Source organism: Streptomyces sp. NPDC034103, from assembly GCF_055575395.1.
Genome location: NZ_JBVISS010000003.1, coordinates 15,315 through 34,122 on the forward strand (window position 1 = coordinate 15,315; position 18,808 = coordinate 34,122).

At 70.6% G+C, this 18,808-nt stretch carries 16 protein-coding genes; 9 read left to right on the forward strand and 7 right to left on the reverse strand.

Annotated features, from left to right (window positions below):
- Positions 1 to 10: 10 nt before the first annotated feature.
- The gene (locus ACZ56U_RS06190; protein ID WP_469082873.1) at positions 11 to 1,696 is read right to left on the reverse strand and encodes a BACON domain-containing protein; all 1,686 of its coding nucleotides are present in this window, start codon (positions 1,694 to 1,696) and stop codon (positions 11 to 13) included.
- A 195-nt stretch (positions 1,697 to 1,891) separates the two neighbouring features.
- Between ACZ56U_RS06190 and radA the strand changes: the two genes are divergently transcribed.
- Complete coding sequence (gene radA / locus ACZ56U_RS06195; RefSeq protein ID WP_469082874.1) at positions 1,892 to 3,301, forward strand: DNA repair protein RadA; 1,410 nt, start codon at positions 1,892 to 1,894, stop codon at positions 3,299 to 3,301.
- A gap of 81 nt (positions 3,302 to 3,382) precedes the next feature.
- Positions 3,383 to 4,507 (forward strand): DNA integrity scanning diadenylate cyclase DisA, encoded by a 1,125-nt coding sequence (gene disA, locus ACZ56U_RS06200; RefSeq protein WP_391241544.1) that lies wholly within the window; start codon positions 3,383 to 3,385, stop codon positions 4,505 to 4,507.
- Positions 4,508 to 5,058: 551 nt separating this feature from the next.
- Here disA and ACZ56U_RS06205 read toward each other — a convergent pair.
- The gene (locus ACZ56U_RS06205) at positions 5,059 to 5,895 is read right to left on the reverse strand and encodes a hypothetical protein (protein WP_469082875.1); all 837 of its coding nucleotides are present in this window, start codon (positions 5,893 to 5,895) and stop codon (positions 5,059 to 5,061) included.
- Positions 5,896 to 6,239: 344 nt separating this feature from the next.
- Between ACZ56U_RS06205 and ACZ56U_RS06210 the strand changes: the two genes are divergently transcribed.
- From ACZ56U_RS06210 to cseC, 5 genes are all read left to right on the forward strand, one after another.
- Positions 6,240 to 7,187, forward strand: a complete 948-nt coding sequence (locus tag ACZ56U_RS06210; protein WP_469082876.1) for an HhH-GPD family protein — start codon at positions 6,240 to 6,242, stop codon at positions 7,185 to 7,187.
- Positions 7,188 to 7,421: 234 nt separating this feature from the next.
- A complete protein-coding gene (locus ACZ56U_RS06215; RefSeq protein WP_391241552.1) occupies positions 7,422 to 7,964 on the forward strand; it encodes a SigE family RNA polymerase sigma factor in 543 nt (180 codons plus the stop codon).
- Positions 7,949 to 8,680 (forward strand): hypothetical protein, encoded by a 732-nt coding sequence (locus tag ACZ56U_RS06220; protein ID WP_469082877.1) that lies wholly within the window; start codon positions 7,949 to 7,951, stop codon positions 8,678 to 8,680. The genes ACZ56U_RS06215 and ACZ56U_RS06220 overlap by 16 nt, the downstream gene beginning before the upstream one ends.
- A gap of 211 nt (positions 8,681 to 8,891) precedes the next feature.
- A complete protein-coding gene (cseB, locus tag ACZ56U_RS06225; RefSeq protein ID WP_391241558.1) occupies positions 8,892 to 9,596 on the forward strand; it encodes a two-component system response regulator CseB in 705 nt (234 codons plus the stop codon).
- Between the two features lie 11 nt (positions 9,597 to 9,607).
- Positions 9,608 to 10,951 (forward strand): two-component system sensor histidine kinase CseC, encoded by a 1,344-nt coding sequence (gene cseC / locus ACZ56U_RS06230; protein WP_469082878.1) that lies wholly within the window; start codon positions 9,608 to 9,610, stop codon positions 10,949 to 10,951.
- 39 nt (positions 10,952 to 10,990) lie between these two features.
- Here the strand turns inward: cseC and ACZ56U_RS06235 are convergent, their stop codons facing one another.
- From ACZ56U_RS06235 to ACZ56U_RS06245, 3 genes are all read right to left on the reverse strand, one after another.
- Positions 10,991 to 11,422 (reverse strand): VOC family protein, encoded by a 432-nt coding sequence (locus tag ACZ56U_RS06235; protein ID WP_469082879.1) that lies wholly within the window; start codon positions 11,420 to 11,422, stop codon positions 10,991 to 10,993.
- 74 nt (positions 11,423 to 11,496) lie between these two features.
- On the reverse strand, positions 11,497 to 11,916 hold the full coding sequence (locus ACZ56U_RS06240) for a helix-turn-helix transcriptional regulator (RefSeq protein ID WP_469082880.1): 420 nt from the start codon (positions 11,914 to 11,916) through the stop codon (positions 11,497 to 11,499).
- Between the two features lie 249 nt (positions 11,917 to 12,165).
- Positions 12,166 to 13,752 carry an MDR family MFS transporter gene (locus ACZ56U_RS06245; protein WP_469082881.1) on the reverse strand — a complete coding sequence of 529 codons (1,587 nt, stop codon included), beginning with the start codon at positions 13,750 to 13,752 and terminating at the stop codon, positions 12,166 to 12,168.
- 119 nt (positions 13,753 to 13,871) lie between these two features.
- Here ACZ56U_RS06245 and ACZ56U_RS06250 point away from each other — a divergent pair, with 119 nt between their 5' ends.
- Positions 13,872 to 14,471 carry a TetR/AcrR family transcriptional regulator gene (locus tag ACZ56U_RS06250; RefSeq protein WP_469082882.1) on the forward strand — a complete coding sequence of 200 codons (600 nt, stop codon included), beginning with the start codon at positions 13,872 to 13,874 and terminating at the stop codon, positions 14,469 to 14,471.
- Here ACZ56U_RS06250 and ACZ56U_RS06255 read toward each other — a convergent pair.
- Positions 14,468 to 15,022 (reverse strand): M23 family metallopeptidase, encoded by a 555-nt coding sequence (locus tag ACZ56U_RS06255; RefSeq protein ID WP_469082883.1) that lies wholly within the window; start codon positions 15,020 to 15,022, stop codon positions 14,468 to 14,470. The genes ACZ56U_RS06250 and ACZ56U_RS06255 overlap by 4 nt on opposite strands.
- A 449-nt stretch (positions 15,023 to 15,471) precedes the next feature.
- Between ACZ56U_RS06255 and ACZ56U_RS06260 the strand changes: the two genes are divergently transcribed.
- Positions 15,472 to 16,068, forward strand: coding sequence for an HAD family acid phosphatase (locus ACZ56U_RS06260; protein ID WP_469082884.1), 597 nt, complete (start codon positions 15,472 to 15,474; stop codon positions 16,066 to 16,068).
- A gap of 86 nt (positions 16,069 to 16,154) precedes the next feature.
- Here the strand turns inward: ACZ56U_RS06260 and ACZ56U_RS06265 are convergent, their stop codons facing one another.
- Complete coding sequence (locus tag ACZ56U_RS06265) at positions 16,155 to 18,680, reverse strand: ATP-dependent Clp protease ATP-binding subunit (protein ID WP_469082885.1); 2,526 nt, start codon at positions 18,678 to 18,680, stop codon at positions 16,155 to 16,157.
- Positions 18,681 to 18,808: the final 128 nt, after the last annotated feature.

An 18,808-nucleotide genomic window follows, 5' to 3' on the forward strand; every position in this document is an offset into this window, starting at 1 on the left:
GCGGCACGCGCTACGACGTCGACGGGCTCGGGTCGCCGCTGTCGCTGGGCGGTGGCGCCGAGCTCGCCGGGTCGGACGGCATGGGTTGCGTGGGCGTCGGGTCGGGTCCGGACGTCGAGGGCGGCGGGTCGCTGGGGCTCGGGTCCGTGGGGGCCGAGGTCGTGGGGGTCGGGTCCGGGTCCTGGGTGGACGGGGGCGGGTCGACGGGGGTGCCGGGGTCGGTCGGGGAGGGCGCGGTGCCGTAGCCCTCGATGGAGACGACGGCGCCTGCGGGTGCGACGGCCACCCGCGCGCTCCAGTAGCCGGACGGCTCGCGCAGATGGTCGACGTACACCTTGATCGTCAACGATTCGCCCGGTTCCAGGGTTCCCGAGGACTCGCTGAGGTAGAGCCAGGAGGCGCCGGTGCTCGCGGACCAGCGGACGGGGGCGTCGCCGGTGGCGGTGAGGATGATCAGCGTGGTGTCGCCGCTGTTGCCGGCCTCGACCTGGAGGTGTCCAGCGCCCTTCTTGCCGGCGCCGGCGACGCTGATGACCTTCACCGAGACGTCGGGGCCGCCGCCCTTGGTGAAGCGGTCGGCGGGCTGGTCGCTGGCGTTGCCGGCGTTCTCGTAGCCGCCCGCGGCCTCGCCGTCCAGGCTGCCCGGGCCGTGCGCCTCGCTCGCGGTGGCGGAGCGGCCGTCGGTGCCCTCGGCGGTGGGGGTGCCCCGGTAGGCGGCCCAGAGGGCGAGCACCGGGGCCGCGACGACGGTGGCGACGACGGTCGTGGTGACGGCACGCGCGCGCAGACGGTCGCGGCGGGCCGCGTGGTCCTTGGGGTCCATCGGGAAGCCGCGGCGGTCGAAGCGGGGCGCGGCCGCGCGGGGGAAGTGCGCCATGGCGACGTGCAGCGTCGCGCGCGGGGCCTGGAGGACGGGCAGCTCGGAGGGGGTGACGACGGTGCCGGGCCAGCGGCCGGCGATCGCGCGTTCGGCGGTGCGGCGGCACTGCGGGCAGTCGTCGACGTGCCGCACGAGCTCGCGGCGCACGGCGGTGCTGAGCACCAGCTGGTTCTCGCCGGTGAGCCGGGCGACGCCCGGGCAGGTGCCGGTCTCCACGACGGCGAGCGCCGCGCGCGTGCGCTCCACCTCGCAGGCGGCGGAGGCGAGCAGCTCCCGCGCGGCGGCCAGTTCCATGCCGAGGACGGCGGCGACCTCGTGGGCGGCGAGGTGGTGGCGCACGGCGAGTTCGAGCGCCTCGCGCTGCTCCGGGGTGGTGCCGGCCGCCTCCGGCCAGGCGAGCAGGGCCAGTTCGCGCCGGCGCTCCTCCTGGACCTCCTCGGAGACCGGCGCGGACGGTTGCTTCGCGGGGCTGTGGCGCCCTGCGGCGTGGGTGGCCTGACGTTTCTGCTTGGCCTCGGTCAGCTTGCGCAGACAGGCCCAGCGGGCCAGCGCGTACAGCCAGGCCCGGCGGTCCCCGGCCGCCTCGGGGTCGCGGCGCCGCTCGGCGAGCGCGAGGACGTCGCCAAGGGCGGCGGTGGCCGCGTCGTGGTCGCACAGCACGGACAGGCAGTAGGTGAACAGGCCGTCCAGGTACGGCTCGTAGCGCGCCGGCGTGCGCTGCGCCAGCGTGCGCGCCGCACCGCGGTCACGCGCCTCCCGTTGCGCCCGGTGCGCGCCGGTGGTGCGGGTCGAGGTCTCCGGACTGCTGCTCATCATCCGTGGACCGTAGGACGCCTGCGATCGCCCCTTCCTGCCCCTTGAGCACTTTTACTCCGTACGGGTGAAACGATCCCTCATAAGGGGACAGGAACCCCGCATTCCGTGGCCGGTTCTTGACGTCGGTGGCCGGTAAACACGGGGCGCTCCCGGTCGGCGCCGGGCATTGTCAGTGTCGCCCGTTACGGTTCGTGCATGGCTGCCCGTACGAAGACCGCCAAGGACCGCCCCGCCTACCGCTGCACCGAGTGCGGCTGGCAGACGGCGAAGTGGCTCGGCCGCTGCCCCGAATGCCAGGCCTGGGGCACGGTCGAGGAGTACGGCGCGCCCGCGGTGCGCACGACGGCCCCGGGCCGCGTCACCACCTCCGCCCTGCCCATCGGCCAGGTCGACAGCCGCCAGGCCACCGCCCGCCCCACCGGCGTGCCCGAGCTGGACCGGGTCCTCGGCGGCGGCCTCGTCCCGGGCGCGGTCGTACTGCTCGCGGGCGAGCCCGGCGTCGGCAAGTCCACGCTTCTGCTGGACGTCGCGGCCAAGTCGGCGAGCGAGGAGCACCGCACGCTGTACGTCACGGGCGAGGAGTCCGCCAGCCAGGTCCGGATGCGGGCCGACCGCATCAAGGCCATCGACGACCATCTCTACCTCGCCGCCGAGACCGACCTGGCCGCCGTCCTCGGCCACTTGGACGCGGTGAAGCCGTCCCTGCTCATCCTGGACTCGGTGCAGACGGTGGCCTCCCCGGAGATCGACGGCGCCCCCGGCGGCATGGCCCAGGTCCGCGAGGTGACGGGCGCGCTGATCCGGGTCTCCAAGGAGCGCGGCATGTCCACGCTCCTGGTGGGCCATGTCACCAAGGACGGCGCCATCGCGGGCCCGCGCCTGCTGGAGCACCTGGTCGACGTCGTCCTCTCCTTCGAGGGCGACCGACACGCGCGCCTGCGCCTCGTCCGGGGCGTCAAGAACCGCTACGGCGCGACGGACGAGGTCGGCTGCTTCGAACTGCACGACGAGGGCATTACGGGCCTAACCGACCCGAGCGGACTTTTCCTGACTCGTCGTGACGAACCGGTCCCGGGCACCTGTCTGACGGTCACCCTGGAGGGTCGCCGCCCTCTCGTGGCCGAGGTCCAGGCGCTCACCGTCGACTCTCAGATCCCCTCCCCCCGGCGCACCACGTCCGGTCTGGAGACCTCCCGCGTGTCGATGATGCTCGCCGTCCTGGAGCAGAGGGGCAGAATCAGCGCCCTCGGCAAACGGGACATCTACTCTGCGACGGTCGGCGGGGTGAAGCTCTCGGAGCCCGCGGCGGACCTCGCCATCGCCCTCGCGCTGGCCTCCGCCGCGAGCGACACCCCGCTGCCCAAGAACCTCGTCGCGATCGGCGAAGTGGGCCTTGCGGGCGAGGTCAGACGGGTCACGGGGGTTCAGCGCCGACTGTCCGAGGCACACCGTCTGGGCTTCACGCACGCGCTCGTACCGGCCGACCCGGGCAAGATCCCCGCCGGCATGAAGGTCCTGGAAGTGGCAGACATAGGGGACGCTCTGAGGGTCCTTCCGCGCTCTCGTCGGAGAGAGGCCCCACGGGACGAGGAGGAGCGCCGGTAGACTTTGCCCTGGTCTCGCCCGTCCGTACGAACCGAAGGTGCGAAAGGGGAGCCCCCAAGAACCTGCGACCGGAGGAGTGCAGTGGCAGCCAACGACCGGGCAGCAGCTCCCGGAAAGTCCGGTGGGAGCTCCGGTGCCGATGGCCTGATGCGCGCCTCACTGAGCGCCGTGGCACCCGGCACGGCCCTGCGCGACGGCCTCGAGCGGATTCTCCGCGGCAACACGGGCGGACTCATCGTGCTCGGATTCGACAAGACCGTGGAGCCGATGTGCACGGGCGGTTTCGTCCTGGACGTCGAGTTCACGGCCACCCGCCTGCGTGAGCTGTGCAAGCTCGACGGCGGCATCGTCCTGTCCTCGGACCTGTCGAAGATCCTGCGGGCCGGCGTGCAGCTGGTGCCGGACCCGATGATCCCGACCGAGGAGACGGGCACCCGCCACCGCACCGCGGACCGCGTCTCGAAACAGGTCGGCTTCCCGGTCGTCTCGGTCTCCCAGTCGATGCGCCTGATCGCCCTGTACGTCGACGGCCAGCGCCGGGTCCTTGAGGACTCGGCGGCGATCCTGTCCCGCGCGAACCAGGCCCTCGCGACCCTGGAGCGCTACAAGCTCCGCCTCGACGAGGTCGCGGGCACGCTGTCCGCGCTGGAGATCGAGGACCTGGTGACGGTCCGGGACGTCTCGGCCGTGGCACAGCGCCTGGAGATGGTCCGCCGTATCGCGACGGAGATCGCGGAGTACGTGGTCGAACTCGGCACGGACGGCCGCCTTCTGTCACTCCAGCTGGACGAGCTGATCGCCGGCGTCGAGCCCGAACGCGAGCTGGTGGTACGGGACTACGTCCCCGAGCCGACCGCCAAACGCTCCCGCACGGTGGACGAGGCGCTGTACGAGCTGGACGCGCTGACCCACGCGGAGCTGCTGGAACTCTCCACGGTGGCGAAGGCGTTGGGCTACACGGGCTCTCCGGAGGCCCTGGACTCGGCGGTGTCGCCCCGGGGCTTCCGCCTGCTGGCGAAGGTGCCCAGGCTGCCGGGAGCGATCATCGACCGCCTGGTGGACCACTTCGGCGGCCTGCAGAAGCTGCTGGCCGCGAGCGTGGACGACCTCCAGACGGTGGACGGCGTCGGCGAGGCGCGCGCACGGAGCGTACGCGAGGGCCTGTCGAGGCTGGCGGAGAGCTCGATCCTGGAACGGTACGTGTAGGACCTCGCGGAGGCGCGGGGGCTGCGGGAGGTCCGTAACGGGCCCGCGCCCGAGGGGGGCCAGGCCGCAACGGGCCCACACCTGAGCGAGGTGAGGCCCCAACGGGGTCCACACCCGAGGACGTCAGGCCCCGACAGGCCCAAACCCGAGCGACGTCAGGCGCAACCGGCCCACAGCCGAGGGAGATCAAGCGGCAACGGGCCTCACAGGGGCGGGGTCGAGCCACAACAGGCCTCCACACGAGCGGGATCGAGCCACAGCGGGCCCCACCGGAGCGGAGTCGAGCCACAACGAGCCCCCGCCCGAGCGGGATCGAGCCACAACAGGCCCCACCGGAGGTGGGTCAACCCACAACGAGCTCACCCGAGCGGGAGCGAGCCACAGCGGTCCCTCACCCGAGCGGGACCACCCCACAACGGTCCGGCACCCGAGCCGAGTCGAGCCCTACGAACCGGCACCCGAGCGGGAGCGAGGCACAGCGGGCCCTCACCCGAGCGGGATCACCCCATAACGGCCCGGCACCCGAGGGTGACCCCGAAAGCGGCTCCCCCTCAGTCGCTCTCCAGCACGAACGACGTCTGCACCTTCGCGTATCCCGGCGCCTTCAGCTCCACCAGATACGTCCCGGCCCCGGCCGACCCCGCGGGCGGCGTCGCGCACTTGGGCGCGCTCGGCTTGCGGTCCCACTTCACGGCGTACGTGATGCCGCTCCCCGCCGGCGCCCGGAACACCAGGCTCCCCGCGGACTTGGGGCAGTCGGCGGAGGACCAGTACTCGTCGTCCTCCGCGGCCTGAGTGATCGTCAACACCGCGCTCTTGGGGCCGAGGTCGACCTTGCAGTCGCTCTTGGAGGAGTTGTCGGCGGTCACCAGAAGCGTCGGCGTCTCGCCGGGCCCGTACCCGTTGTGGAGGCTGCGCACCGTCAACTTCACCGCACCGGCGGTGCAGTTGGGCAGCGTGGACCCGGCGGGGACCGTGTCGCCCTGCCCGACCCCGCTGCCGGTACCGCCACCGGCCGCACCGTCCGAGCCGCCCGCACCGGAACCCGAGCCGTCGCCGGAACCGGAGCCGGACGAGGACCCGGAACCGTCGTCGGAGCCGGACCCGGACCCGGAGCCGCTGGAGTCCCCGCCCGCCGTCGACTCGTCGCGCCCGCCCGGCGCTTGACTGATCGCGGGACCGGAACCGGTCGGCCCCGGCGTGATGGTCGACGGCGAGGGATTCTTGTCGTTCGTCCCGTCGGCACCGTTCCTGCCGCCACCGCCGCCCGTGGAGACGATCCAGGCGATCAGCAACGCCAACAGGGCCAGCACGGACAGCAGTACGGCCCTCCGTCGCCAGTAGATGGAGGAGGGAAGCGGCCCGACCGGATTGCGCAGAGATCCCACGGCGCAAACTGTACGAGAGATCGGCGTCTTCGCTGCCCCCACCCGCCGCCGGGGACGACAACTTTTCCGGATCATCATTCCGGAGCCGACCCGCGCGGCCCCGCCGTCCGTCGGAGCGAGCATCGGGCGGTCGCGGACCGTGACTATTCACCCGACTCAACTACCCTCAGTCACCGCACGCTTGAGGGCGACACGGTCACCCACGACACCCCTACGTGGGTACGCCGCATGATCACGACATGGACGCGGGCGGTCCCCGCACCCCTACGCGCCCTGCCCGCCGTACCCCTGAGGGGTGGCGCCACCCCCGCGGCCCCCCTCGCGCATGGCAGGATCGGAAGGCCATGACTGCGCCCACGAAGCCCCCGCACAGCAGCCCTGCCACCGCCCCCTCCGGATCCCCCGACGGGTCCCACGGCGGAGAGCACCTGCACGCCCCCGTCATCGACTGGTTCGACGAGCACGCCCGCGATCTGCCGTGGCGACGCCCGGAGGCCGGCCCCTGGGGGGTGATGGTCAGTGAGTTCATGCTCCAGCAGACGCCGGTCAGCCGGGTCCTGCCGGTGTACGAGCAGTGGCTGGCCCGCTGGCCACGCCCCGCCGACCTCGCCGCGGAGGCCCCCGGAGAGTCCGTGCGCGCGTGGGGCCGGCTCGGCTACCCGCGCCGCGCGCTGCGGCTGCACGGGGCGGCGGTGGCGATAACCGAACGGCACGGCGGCGACGTACCGACCGACCACGCCCAGCTGCTGGCGCTGCCCGGCATCGGGGAGTACACGGCGGCGGCGGTCGCCTCCTTCGCGTACGGGCAGCGGCATGCCGTCCTTGACACCAACGTCCGTCGCGTCTTCGCGCGGGCCGTCGCCGGTGTGCGGTACCCGCCGAACGCCACCACCGCCGCCGAACGCAGGCTGGCCCGGGCGCTGTTGCCCGAGGATGAGCACACGGCCGCCCGCTGGGCCGCCGCCTCCATGGAGCTCGGCGCGCTGGTGTGCACCGCCAAGAACGAGGCCTGTCACCGCTGCCCGATCGCCGCCCAGTGCGCCTGGCGGCTCGCGGGCAAGCCGGAGCACGACGGCCCGCCGCGGCGCGGCCAGACGTACGCCGGGACGGACCGGCAGGTGCGCGGCAAGCTGCTCGCCGTGCTGCGCGAAGCCCACGCGCCCGTGCCGCGGGCCGTGCTCGACCGGGTGTGGCACGAGCCGGTGCAGCGGGCCCGCGCGCTCGACGGACTGGTCGCGGACGGGCTCGTCGAGCCTCTTCCCGGTGGTTTGTATCGGCTGCCGTTGACGTAACAGCACCGCACCTCACCGCCAAATCCCCACAAACCGGCGCCAATCGGTGCGCCGGTTTACCCCTTTCCTGCTTCCGTTACACAACCGACGGACAGCCGAGCGCTGTCCGCGCGCTGCTCCGCACAGCTCCGTGACAACAGCTCCGTAGCTTCATTGGCGTACCGCGGTACAGCGGCACACAGGCATGGGAGAACCGGCAGCGAGCGGGCCGGACGGGGATGGAGGCGGTCGATCATGGCGCAGGGCGAGGTGCTCGAGTTCGAGGAGTACGTCCGCACCCGGCAGGACGCGTTGCTGCGCAGCGCCCGTCGCCTGGTCCCGGACCCGGTGGACGCCCAGGATCTCCTCCAGACGGCGCTCGCGCGGACGTACCACCGCTGGGACGGCATCGCCGACAAGCGGCTCGCGGACGCCTACCTGCGCCGGGTCATGATCAACACCCGGACCGAGTGGTGGCGCGCCCGCAAGCTGGAGGAGGTGCCGACCGAGCAGCTGCCCGACGCCTCGGTCGACGACGCCACCGACCAGCACGCGGACCGCGCCCTGCTGATGGACGTCCTGAAGGTGCTCGCCCCGAAGCAGCGCAGTGTGGTCGTGCTGCGACACTGGGAGCAGATGTCCACGGAGGAGACGGCCGCCGCCCTCGGCATGTCGGCCGGAACGGTCAAGAGCACGCTGCACCGGGCCCTCGCCCGGCTCCGGGAGGAGCTGGAGAGCCGCGATCTGGACGCACGCGCGCTGGAGCGTGAGGAGCGGGAGCGTTGCACGGCGGCCTGACCGACGCGGACCCCTCACCGGGCCGGGGCACCTTGCAGGCGGCGATGACGGCAGTGGCCGTACTCGCCGCCCTCGCCCTTTTCGTCTCCGCCTGCGCCACCGGCGGCACCGGCACCCGTGACGAGGGGCCGGCCTTCACCAACTCCTCGGCGGGCAGCGACACGGCCTCCGGCACCGCACCCTCCGAAGCCACCGCCGTCGCCCCCTCCGACCTGCCCACCCGAGCCGCCTCCGCCTCGCTGAGCCACGCGGAGGCGGCCGAGCTGGTCAAGGACGACCCGAAGGTCTCGGCGGAGGTCAAGGACGACCTCAGGCCCTGTGTCGCGGACGAGTACCCGGTCGACGTGGCCCACGGCGACCTCACCCGAGGCATGTCGGACGACATCGTGGTCAACGTGCTGACCTGCGGCGACGGCGTCGGGGTGGGCGCCTATGTGTATCGCGACACGGGCGGCGCGTACGAGAATGTGTTCAGCGCCGAGGAGTCCCCGGTCTACGCGGAGATAGACAGCGGCGGCAACCTGGTGGTGAGCAAACAGGTGTACGAAAAGGGGGACTCGGTGTCGAGCCCGTCCGGCGAGGACGTGATCACCTACCGGTGGTCCGCGGGCCGCTTCGTCAAACGGCGGTACACGCACAACGAGCTCGGCGACCTCGGCCCCGCGCCCTCGCCGGTGACCTCGCCGGTGGCCTCGCCGGTGCCCTCGTCGCGGTGAACCGATCGGGTCCCGCGATCCGATCACTCATCGACGGCGCCCTCCGGCACACCCGGCGAGCGACCCGGCACCCCCATCGGCCCCCGGCCTAGACAGACACCTGACCGACAGCGGCACGACCGACCGCGACACGACCGACCGCGACACGACCGACCGCGACACGACCGACAGCTAACCGACCGACAGCGACACGAGGACAGAGAGCAGCGGGATGGCAGATCAGACCCACGTTCTGTTCGTCGAGGACGACGACGTCATCCGCGAGGCCACCCAGCTCGCCCTGGAGCGGGACGGCTTCGCGGTCACCGCCATGCCCGACGGACTGTCGGGCCTGGAGGCGTTCCGCGCGGACCGCCCGGACATCGCCCTGCTGGACGTCATGGTCCCGGGCCTGGACGGCGTCAGCCTGTGCCGGCGCATCCGGGACGAGTCGACCGTACCGGTGATCATGCTGTCGGCGCGCGCGGACTCCATCGACGTGGTCCTGGGCCTGGAGGCGGGCGCCGACGACTACGTCACCAAGCCGTTCGACGGTGCCGTACTGGTCGCCCGCATCCGCGCGGTGCTGCGCCGCTTCGGGCACGCGGGCGGCGGCGACCGGGCCGACGAGTCCGCCGCGGCGCCCGAAGGGGGCACCCTGACCTTCGGTGAGCTGGAGATCGACACCGAGGGCATGGAGGTGCGCCGCGCCGGGGAGCCGGTGGCGCTCACCCCGACCGAGATGCGGCTGCTGTTGGAGTTCTCCTCCGCGCCGGGCACGGTCCTGTCCCGCGACAAGCTCCTGGAGCGGGTGTGGGACTACGGCTGGGGCGGTGACACCCGCGTCGTCGACGTCCATGTGCAGCGACTGCGCACGAAGATCGGCCAGGACCGGATCGAGACGGTCCGTGGTTTCGGCTACAAGTTGAAGGCCTGAGCGGGGCGGACATGCGGGGGACACTTCGGCGCCTGGTCCCGGCGCGGCTGGAGCGTACGGGCATCCGTACGGGACTCAGGTGGAAGCTCAGCGCGGCCATCGCGCTGGTCGGCGCGCTGGTCGCGATCGCCCTGAGCCTGGTCGTGCACAACGCGGCCCGGGTCTCGATGCTGGACAACGCCCGCGATCTCGCGGACGAGCGCATCCAGATCGCCCAGAACAACTTCGAGAAGACCGGGCGGGCCAACTTCCCCGGCGTCAGCCAGAGCGACTCCGCCCTGCCACCTCCCCTGCGGGACATGGTCGAGAAGGGGCGCCGGGCCACGTACGTGACGGAGGGGCCCGGCGGCGTACCGGACATCTGGGCCGCCGTGCCGGTGTCCGACGGCACCGTGCTCTCCCTGCACACCGGGTTCACCGACCGCAGCACCGACATCCTCAACGACCTCGACCAGGCGCTCGTCATCGGCTCCATCGCGGTCGTCCTGGGCGGCAGCGCGCTCGGTGTGCTCATCGGGGGCCGGCTGTCGAGCCGGCTGCGCAAGGCCGCGGCCGCCGCCAACGAGGTCGCGGGCGGCGAGACCGACGTGCGGGTGCGGGACGCGATCGGCGGCGTCGTCCGCGACGAGACCGACGACCTCGCGAGCGCCGTGGACGCCATGCGGGACGCGCTGGAGCAGCGGCTGGAGGCGGAGCGGCGGGTCACCGCGGACATCGCGCACGAACTGCGGACCCCGGTCACGGGCCTGCTGACCGCCGCGGAACTCCTGCCGCCGGGCCGGCCGACCGAGCTGGTCCTGGACCGGGCCAAGGCCATGCGCACGCTCGTCGAGGACGTCCTGGAGGTGGCCCGCCTCGACAGCGCGTCCGAGCGGGCGGAGCTCCAGGACATCCTGCTCGGCGAGTTCATCTCCCGGCGGGTGGCCGCCAAGGACCCCGAGATCACGGTCCGGGTGGTCCACGAGTCGATGGTCACGACCGACCCCCGGCGCCTGGAGCGGGTGCTGTTCAACCTGCTCGCCAACGCCGGCCGGCACGGCAAGCCGCCCATCGAGGTCACCGTCGAGGGCCGGGTCATCCGGGTCCGCGATCACGGCCCCGGGTTCCCCGAGGACCTGCTCGCCGACGGGCCGAGCCGCTTCCGCACCGGCAGCAGCGACCGGGCGGGGCACGGACACGGGCTCGGCCTGACGATCGCGGCCGGTCAGGCCCGGGTACTGGGCGCGCGACTCACCTTCCGCAACATCCGACCGCCGGGCGCGCGCGAGGGCATACCGGCGGAGGGCGCGGTGGCCGTGCTGTGGCTGCCGGAGCACGCGCCGACGAACACGGGGAGCTATCCGATGATGCCGTGAGGTGCCTTGCGGCCCCGGCGGAGGTGATCGGGGCGCGGGTCAGAACGGCTTCGAGAAGTCGAGCTCCTCGCTGCGCTCGGTCAGCGAGTACCAGTTGCCGTTGTCGTCACGGAAGATCGCCTCGATCCCGTACGGCCGCTCCTGCGGCTCCTGGACGAACTCCACCCCGCGCGCACGGAAGGTCTCGTAGTCACCCCGGCAGTCGTCGGTGTGGAAGGCGCCCGCCCCGATGACGCCCTTGCCCACGAGCTTCTTCAGCGCATCGGACGACTCCGGGTCCAGACCGGGCCCGTCCAGGCTCATCAGCGCCAGCTCCACGTCCGGCTGGTCCTTGGCACCGACGGTGACCCAGCGCATGTCGCCCATGGAGAGGTCGTTGCGCACCTCGAAGTCGAGCTTTTCGGTGAAGAACGCCTTGGTGCGCTGCTGGTCGAAGGTCCACACGGTGGTGATGCCCAGGCGCTTGATCATGGCTCTGCTCTCCTGTCGTCCGGGGCCGCGACGGTCCGCAACGGCTCGCGAGGCCACGGTAGGCAGGGCGGCCGTCAGGGCGCTTCTCCGGAGTTGCGGTCCTTGCGGGGAAAGCCGCCGGCCCAGAAGAGCGCGTAGCAGCCGGGGATCAGCGAGGCCCCGCGCCCCACGTGCTGGGTCCGGTACTCGCTCGGTGTGAGCCCGGTGCGCGTCTTGAAGCGGGCGGAGAAGGTGCCGAGGCTGCTGAAGCCGACGAGATGGCAGATCTCGGTGACGGACAGATCGGCACCGCGCAGATACTCCTCGGCCCGCTCGATACGCCGATGGGTCAGATACTGCCCGGGCGTCTCGCCGTAGGTCTCCTTGAAGGCCCGGATGAAGTGATAGCGCGAGTACCCGGCCTCACCGGCCACCGCCTCCAGATCGAGCTCCGGGTCGGCCCAGTCCCGATCCATGGCGTCCTTGGCCAGCCGCAGCCGCCGAGTCCTGTCCATGGGCCGATGGTGACACGGGGGACTGACAAGGGCGCGGGACAGCGCCTCGCGGCCCCGGGGCGCCGACCGGAGAGACCGCCACCGACCGCCACCGGTCCGGGGCGGGACCCGCGGGAGACCGTGGCAGGGGTGACGAGGGAACCCTCGGGCACGGCACCGCTCGGGGCGGCGAGCACCCCCGGGCACGACGAAGACCCCCCGGGGCGGACACCGCCGGAGGGCCTTCGGTTGCTGCGGGACGAGTGGGGGTCAGACCGGCTCGGCGACCTGCATCGGGGCCGAGGCCTCCTCCGCCGCCTTCTCCTCGTCCGTCTTCGGTCCCGCCCCCTTGAGCGGAACCTCCTTCACGAACACCGCGGCGATCAGCGCCAGGATCGCCACCGCGGATCCCAGCAGGAACGCCGAGTGCGTGCCGGCCGACACCGCGTGCTGGTAGGCCTCGCGCAGGGCCGCCGGCAGCTTCGCCAGGCCCTCGGCGTTCACCTGCGCGGACTGCTCGGTCATCCTGGCCCCGGCCGTACCGCCCCGCTCGGCCATGACGTCCTGGACCCGGTTGTTGAACAGCGCGCCCATGATCGCGACGCCGAAGGAGGAACCGAGGGTGCGGAAGAGGGTCGAGGACGAGGACGCGACGCCCATGTCCTTCATCTCGACGCTGTTCTGCGCCACCAGCATGGTGATCTGCATCAGGCAGCCCATGCCGAGCCCGACGACGGCCATGAAGACACCGGAGGTGAACCGCGACGTGCCGGTGTCCATCGTCGACAGCAGGTAGAGCCCGACGATCATGAGGGCGCTGCCGAGGACGGGGAAGACGTAGTACCGCCCGGTGTTCGTGGTCACCCGTCCGGCCACCATCGACGTCACGAGCATCGCGCCGAGCATCGGCAGGAGCAGCAGCCCGGAGTTGGTCGCGGAGGCACCCTGGACGGCCTGCTGGTACAGCGGCAGGAACAGCGTCGCGCCGAACATCACGAACCCGGTGATGAACCCGATGAGGGACATCAGCGTGAAGTTGCGGCTGCGGAAGATGTGCAGTGGCAGCACCGGCTCCGCGGCCTTGGTCTGCCAGAACACGAACCCGATCAGCGCGGCCACGCCGATGCCGATGAGCTCCATGATCCGCGCGGAGGTCCAGGCGTACTCGGTGCCGCCCCACGTGGTGACCAGGACGATCGCGGTGATGCCGACGGTCAGCAGTGCGGCGCCGAGGTAGTCGATGCGCGCCTTGGCCCGCTTCTTCGGCAGGTGCAGCACGGCGCTGATCGCGGCGAGCGCGACGACACCGAGCGGCAGGTTGATGTAGAAGGCCCAGCGCCAGCCCCAGTGGTCGGTGATGGTGCCGCCGACCAGCGGTCCGCCGATCATCGCCAGCGCCATGACGCCGGCCATCATGCCCTGGTACTTGCCGCGCTCGCGCGGCGGGATGAGGTCACCGATGATCGCCATGACCCCGACCATCAGACCACCGGCGCCGAGACCCTGGACGGCCCGGAACCCGATGAGCTGCCCCATGTCCTGGGCCATGCCGCTGAGCGCGGAGCCGACCAGGAAGAGCACGATCGACGACATGAAGACGCCCTTGCGCCCGTACATGTCGCCGAGCTTGCCCCACAGCGGGGTGGAGGCCGCGGTCGCCAGCGTGTACGCCGTCACGACCCAGGCCAGGTGCTCGAGGCCGCCGAGTTCGCCGACGATCGTCGGCATCGCGGTGCCGATGATCATGTTGTCGAGCATCGCCAGCATCATCGTGATCATCAGAGCGAGCAGAACGACCCGCACGCTCCTGGGTTTCTCTGCCGCCTCCGGTGCGGCCGCCGTGTGTGTGTCCGCCATGACTCCCACTCCCCCAGCTACTTACTTGCCGCCCGGCAAGCTGACTACACTGGGAAGGTAGACCCGCAACTAGCCGGTCGTCAAGTAAGTTTTGCTCAAAGCCAAGGGCTTCACGGAGAATGGGCGGCACCATGGACGGCACCAAGCAGCGGCGCCGCGGGGACACCCGCCAGCGCATCCAGGACGTGGCCCTCGACCTCTTCGCCGAGCAGGGCTACGAGAAGACCTCCCTGCGCGAGATCGCCGAGGCCCTGGACGTCACGAAGGCGGCGCTCTACTACCACTTCAAGACCAAGGAAGAGATCCTGGTCAGCATCTTCGACGATCTGACCCAGCCGATCCTCGACCTGATCGAGTGGGGCCGGGAGCAGCCGCACACCCTGGAGACGAAGCAGGAGATCATCCGGCGTTACGGCGACGTCCTCGCCGACGCCTCCCCCCTGTTCCGCTTCATGCAGGAGAACCAGGCGACCGTACGGGAACTGCGCGTCGGCGAGACCTTCAAGGAGCGCATGCAGGGCCTGCGCGACATCATGATCGACCCGGCGGCCCGACTGGTCGACCAGGTCCGCTACACCAGCGCGATCTTCACCCTGCACGTCGGGATGTTCCTCCTCCAGGACCTCCCCGGCAGCTACGAGGACAAGCGCAGGGCGGCCCTGGACGTGGCGCTGGACCTGGTGACCCAGGCCCACCGCGGAGCGGACGGCGTGTCCTAGACGGTCACGCCCTTCGAGCGGAGGAAGGCGACCGGGTCGATGGCCGACCCGTAGTTCGCGGTCGTACGGACCTCGAAGTGCAGGTGCGGACCGCTGGAGTTGCCGGTGTTGCCGGACAGGGCGATGCGCTGACCGGTCTTGACGACCTGGCCGACCTTCACCTCGATGCGCGAGAGGTGGGCGTACTGCGAGTAGGTCTTGCCGCCGTGCTTGATGACGATGGCGTTGCCGTACGCAGGACCGTCGCCGGCGCCGTTGCCGCCGGCCTTGACGACCGTGCCGCCGTGCGCGGCGAAGACCTTGGTGCCACTGGAGACGGCGAAGTCCTGGCCGCTGTGGGTGGACTGCCACATGCCGCCGGCCTGCGCGTAGCTCGCGCTGAGCTTGTACTTCTTCACCGGGTCGACCCAGGAGGCGGCGCCGCTCGTGCCGGCGGCGGCCGCGACTCCGGTCCCCAGCACGGCCGAGGCCCCCAGGCCGGCGGCCACCACGGCCACCCGGGTGCGGAGCAGGGACGTACGGGAAGAACGGACAGAGAAGCGCGGGGACATCGAAACCTCATGGGGACGGGGACATGAAAACCACCCGGCGCACGGACGGCTGCCGGATGGGGCATCCCTTGGTAACCCCGAACGCCCACAAGCCTCAAACCGCCGATCTACGACGGAAGCTAGTACTCCATCCCAAAACTTCCCGGTTCTTGACAGAGGTCTCATCTGGGACGAATCCATCCAGAACGGCCTAACGCCCACGGCATTCCGGAATAAAAGCCCCTTTTCCGTGCCTCACGCTTTCCACTATTCCGCCTAGTAACGGACAAATCGCCTGTGCGTCATGTCACCGGCCACCGGGCTCCCCGCGTCATCGATTTCCCGTTCATGTGACGCACACCTCTTGGCACTTACCCCTCGGTAACCCTACGGTTCCCCTCGCGCCACCCACGCCGACGAGCATGCACCCGACAACGGCAGCGTTAACGACGTGAGAGGACCCTCCACCGATGACGAACCGACGCCCCTTGGTGCGCCGCATGGCCGTCACCGCCGTCTCCACGGCGGCCCTCGTGTCCCTCGCCGCCCCGGCCGAGGCCGCGACCACCGAAGACGTCGACTACACCACCTGGCAGCGGGACTGCCAGGCGGTCATGAACCAGGCGCTGCCGTACCTGAAGCAGCGGATCGCCGCGGCGAAGCCCGGCGAGAAGCAGGCCATCGTCCTCGACATCGACAACACCAGCCTGGAGACCGACTTCGGCTTCAGCTACCCCCAGCCGGCCAACGAGCCCGTCCTGGACGTGGCCGAGTACGCCCAGGACCACGGCGTCGCCCTGTTCTTCGTCACGGCCCGCCCGGGCATCATCTACTCGTTCACCGACCACAACCTCGAGCACGTCGGCTACGACGTCTCCGGCCTCTACGTCCGCAGCTTCGTCGACCTCTTCAAGGACGTCGCCGCCTACAAGACGGCCAAGCGCGTCGATATCGAGAACAAGGGCTACACGATCATCGCGAACATCGGCAACAGCCCCACCGACCTGTCGGGCGGCCACGCCGAGAAGACGTACAAACTGCCGGACTACGACGGCCAGCTCTCCTGAGAATCGACGTGCCCCGAAAACCGAGAAGGGGCCGCCCCGGAACCGAAGTTCCGGGGCGGCCCCTTCTTCACGCGCTCCCCTGAGGGCTACGCTTCCTTGCTCAGATTCGGACCGGCTCCACCGGCCGCCTGCTCGATCGGCGGAACGTCCGGCAGCGCCGACTTCTCCTCGCCGCGGAAGGTGAAGGTCTGGGTCTCGCCCTCGCCCTCCGTGTCCACGACGACGATGTGACCGGGGCGCAGCTCGCCGAAGAGGATCTTCTCCGAGAGGGTGTCCTCGATCTCGCGCTGGATCGTGCGACGCAGCGGCCGCGCGCCCAGGACGGGGTCGTAACCCTTCTTGGAGAGCAGCTCCTTGGCGGACTGGGAGAGCTCGAGGCCCATGTCCCGGTCCTTGAGGCGCTCGTCGACCTTGCCGATCATCAGGTCGACGATCGCGAGGATGTCGTCCTGGGTCAGCTGCGGGAAGACGACCACGTCGTCGACGCGGTTGAGGAACTCGGGGCGGAAGTGCTGCTTGAGCTCGTCCGAGACCTTGTTCTTCATGCGCTCGTAGTTGGTCTTCTTGTCACCCGAGGCCGCGAAGCCCAGGTTGAAGCCCTTGGAGATGTCCCGGGTGCCGAGGTTGGTCGTCATGATGATGACCGTGTTCTTGAAGTCCACGACCCGGCCCTGGGAGTCGGTCAGACGACCGTCCTCCAGGATCTGCAGCAGCGAGTTGAAGATGTCCGGGTGGGCCTTCTCGACCTCGTCGAAGAGGACCACCGAGAACGGCTTGCGCCGCACCTTCTCCGTCAGCTGGCCGCCCTCTTCGTAGCCCACGTAGCCGGGGGGCGAACCGAAGAGCCGCGAGACCGTGTGCTTCTCGCTGAACTCCGACATGTCGAGGGAGATCAGCGCGTCCTCGTCACCGAAGAGGAACTCCGCCAGAGCCTTCGACAGCTCCGTCTTACCGACACCGGACGGGCCGGCGAAGATGAACGAACCACCGGGACGCTTCGGGTCCTTCAGACCCGCGCGCGTACGACGGATCGCCTTCGACAGCGCCTTGACGGCGTCGACCTGGCCGATGACCCGCTTGTGGAGCTCGTCCTCCATGCGCAGCAGGCGCGAGGACTCCTCCTCGGTCAGCTTGAAGACCGGGATGCCGGTGGCGGTCGCGAGGACCTCGGCGATCAGCTCGCCGTCGACCTCGGCGACGACGTCCATGTCGCCGGCCTTCCACTCCTTCTCGCGCTTGGCCTTCGCGGCGAGGAGCTGCTTCTCCTTGTCGCGCAGGGACGCGGCCTTCTCGAAGTCCTGCGAGTCGATCGCGGACTCCTTGTCCCGGCGGACGTCGGCGATCTTCTCGTCGAACTCGCGGAGGTCCGGCGGAGCGGTCATCCGGCGGATGCGCATCCGGGAGCCCGCCTCGTCGATCAGGTCGATCGCCTTGTCGGGCAGGAAGCGGTCCGAGATGTACCGGTCGGCCAGGGTCGCGGCCTGGACCAGCGCCTCGTCCGTGATGGAGACGCGGTGGTGGGCCTCGTACCGGTCACGCAGACCCTTGAGGATCTCGATCGTGTGCGGCAGGGACGGCTCGGCGACCTGGATGGGCTGGAAGCGGCGCTCGAGGGCGGCGTCCTTCTCCAGGTGCTTGCGGTACTCGTCCAGCGTGGTGGCACCGATGGTCTGGAGCTCACCGCGGGCCAGCATCGGCTTCAGGATGGAGGCCGCGTCGATGGCGCCCTCGGCGGCACCCGCACCGACCAGCGTGTGGAGCTCGTCGATGAACAGGATGATGTCGCCGCGGGTGCGGATCTCCTTGAGCACCTTCTTCAGGCGCTCCTCGAAGTCACCGCGGTAGCGGGAACCGGCGACCAGCGCACCCAGGTCGAGGGTGTAGAGGTGCTTGTCCTTGAGGGTCTCGGGCACCTCGCCCTTGACGATGGCCTGGGCGAGGCCCTCGACGACGGCGGTCTTGCCGACGCCGGGCTCACCGATCAGGACCGGGTTGTTCTTGGTACGGCGGGACAGCACCTGCATGACCCGCTCGATCTCCTTCTCGCGCCCGATGACCGGGTCGAGCTTGGACTCACGAGCGGCCTGGGTGAGGTTCCGGCCGAACTGGTCGAGGACCAGGGACGTCGAGGGGGTGCCCTCGGCAGGCCCGCCGGCGGTGGCGGTCTCCTTGCCCTGGTAACCGGAGAGCAGCTGGATGACCTGCTGCCGCACCCGGTTGAGATCTGCGCCCAGCTTGACGAGGACCTGGGCGGCGACGCCCTCGCCCTCACGGATCAGGCCGAGCAGGATGTGCTCCGTGCCGATGTAGTTGTGGCCCAGCTGAAGGGCCTCGCGGAGCGACAGCTCCAGGACCTTCTTGGCACGGGGGGTGAAGGGGATGTGCCCGGACGGGGCCTGCTGGCCCTGGCCGATGATCTCCTCCACCTGCTGGCGGACCGCCTCGAGCGAAATCCCGAGGCTCTCAAGGGCCTTGGCGGCGACACCCTCACCCTCGTGGATCAGGCCCAGGAGGATGTGCTCGGTGCCGATGTAGTTGTGGTTGAGCATCCGGGCTTCTTCCTGAGCCAGGACGACAACCCGCCGCGCGCGGTCGGTGAACCTCTCGAACATCGTTAATCGCTCCTCAGAGCGGTCAGGCAGTGGGGGGAACTTCCCCTCCCTGTCCTTCCGCAGCTTAGTCCCGCAAGCGGGGACCGCTCATTCCAACTGCCGACACCGTCGATGGCCTCCTGACCCCG

What these genes read in the sequence shown, in the direction of transcription:
- ACZ56U_RS06190 (WP_469082873.1), bottom strand. Translation starts at nt 1,696, where the DNA reads ATGATGAGCAGCAGTCCGGAGACCTCGACCCGCACCACCGGCGCGCAC.
- radA (WP_469082874.1), top strand. Translation starts at nt 1,892, where the DNA reads ATGGCTGCCCGTACGAAGACCGCCAAGGACCGCCCCGCCTACCGCTGC.
- ACZ56U_RS06210 (WP_469082876.1), top strand. Translation starts at nt 6,240, where the DNA reads ATGACTGCGCCCACGAAGCCCCCGCACAGCAGCCCTGCCACCGCCCCC.
- ACZ56U_RS06215 (WP_391241552.1), top strand. Translation starts at nt 7,422, where the DNA reads ATGGCGCAGGGCGAGGTGCTCGAGTTCGAGGAGTACGTCCGCACCCGG.
- cseB (WP_391241558.1), top strand. Translation starts at nt 8,892, where the DNA reads ATGGCAGATCAGACCCACGTTCTGTTCGTCGAGGACGACGACGTCATC.
- cseC (WP_469082878.1), top strand. Translation starts at nt 9,608, where the DNA reads ATGCGGGGGACACTTCGGCGCCTGGTCCCGGCGCGGCTGGAGCGTACG.
- ACZ56U_RS06235 (WP_469082879.1), bottom strand. Translation starts at nt 11,422, where the DNA reads ATGATCAAGCGCCTGGGCATCACCACCGTGTGGACCTTCGACCAGCAG.
- ACZ56U_RS06240 (WP_469082880.1), bottom strand. Translation starts at nt 11,916, where the DNA reads ATGGACAGGACTCGGCGGCTGCGGCTGGCCAAGGACGCCATGGATCGG.
- ACZ56U_RS06245 (WP_469082881.1), bottom strand. Translation starts at nt 13,752, where the DNA reads ATGGCGGACACACACACGGCGGCCGCACCGGAGGCGGCAGAGAAACCC.
- ACZ56U_RS06250 (WP_469082882.1), top strand. Translation starts at nt 13,872, where the DNA reads ATGGGCGGCACCATGGACGGCACCAAGCAGCGGCGCCGCGGGGACACC.
- ACZ56U_RS06255 (WP_469082883.1), bottom strand. Translation starts at nt 15,022, where the DNA reads ATGTCCCCGCGCTTCTCTGTCCGTTCTTCCCGTACGTCCCTGCTCCGC.
- ACZ56U_RS06260 (WP_469082884.1), top strand. Translation starts at nt 15,472, where the DNA reads ATGACGAACCGACGCCCCTTGGTGCGCCGCATGGCCGTCACCGCCGTC.
- ACZ56U_RS06265 (WP_469082885.1), bottom strand. Translation starts at nt 18,680, where the DNA reads ATGTTCGAGAGGTTCACCGACCGCGCGCGGCGGGTTGTCGTCCTGGCT.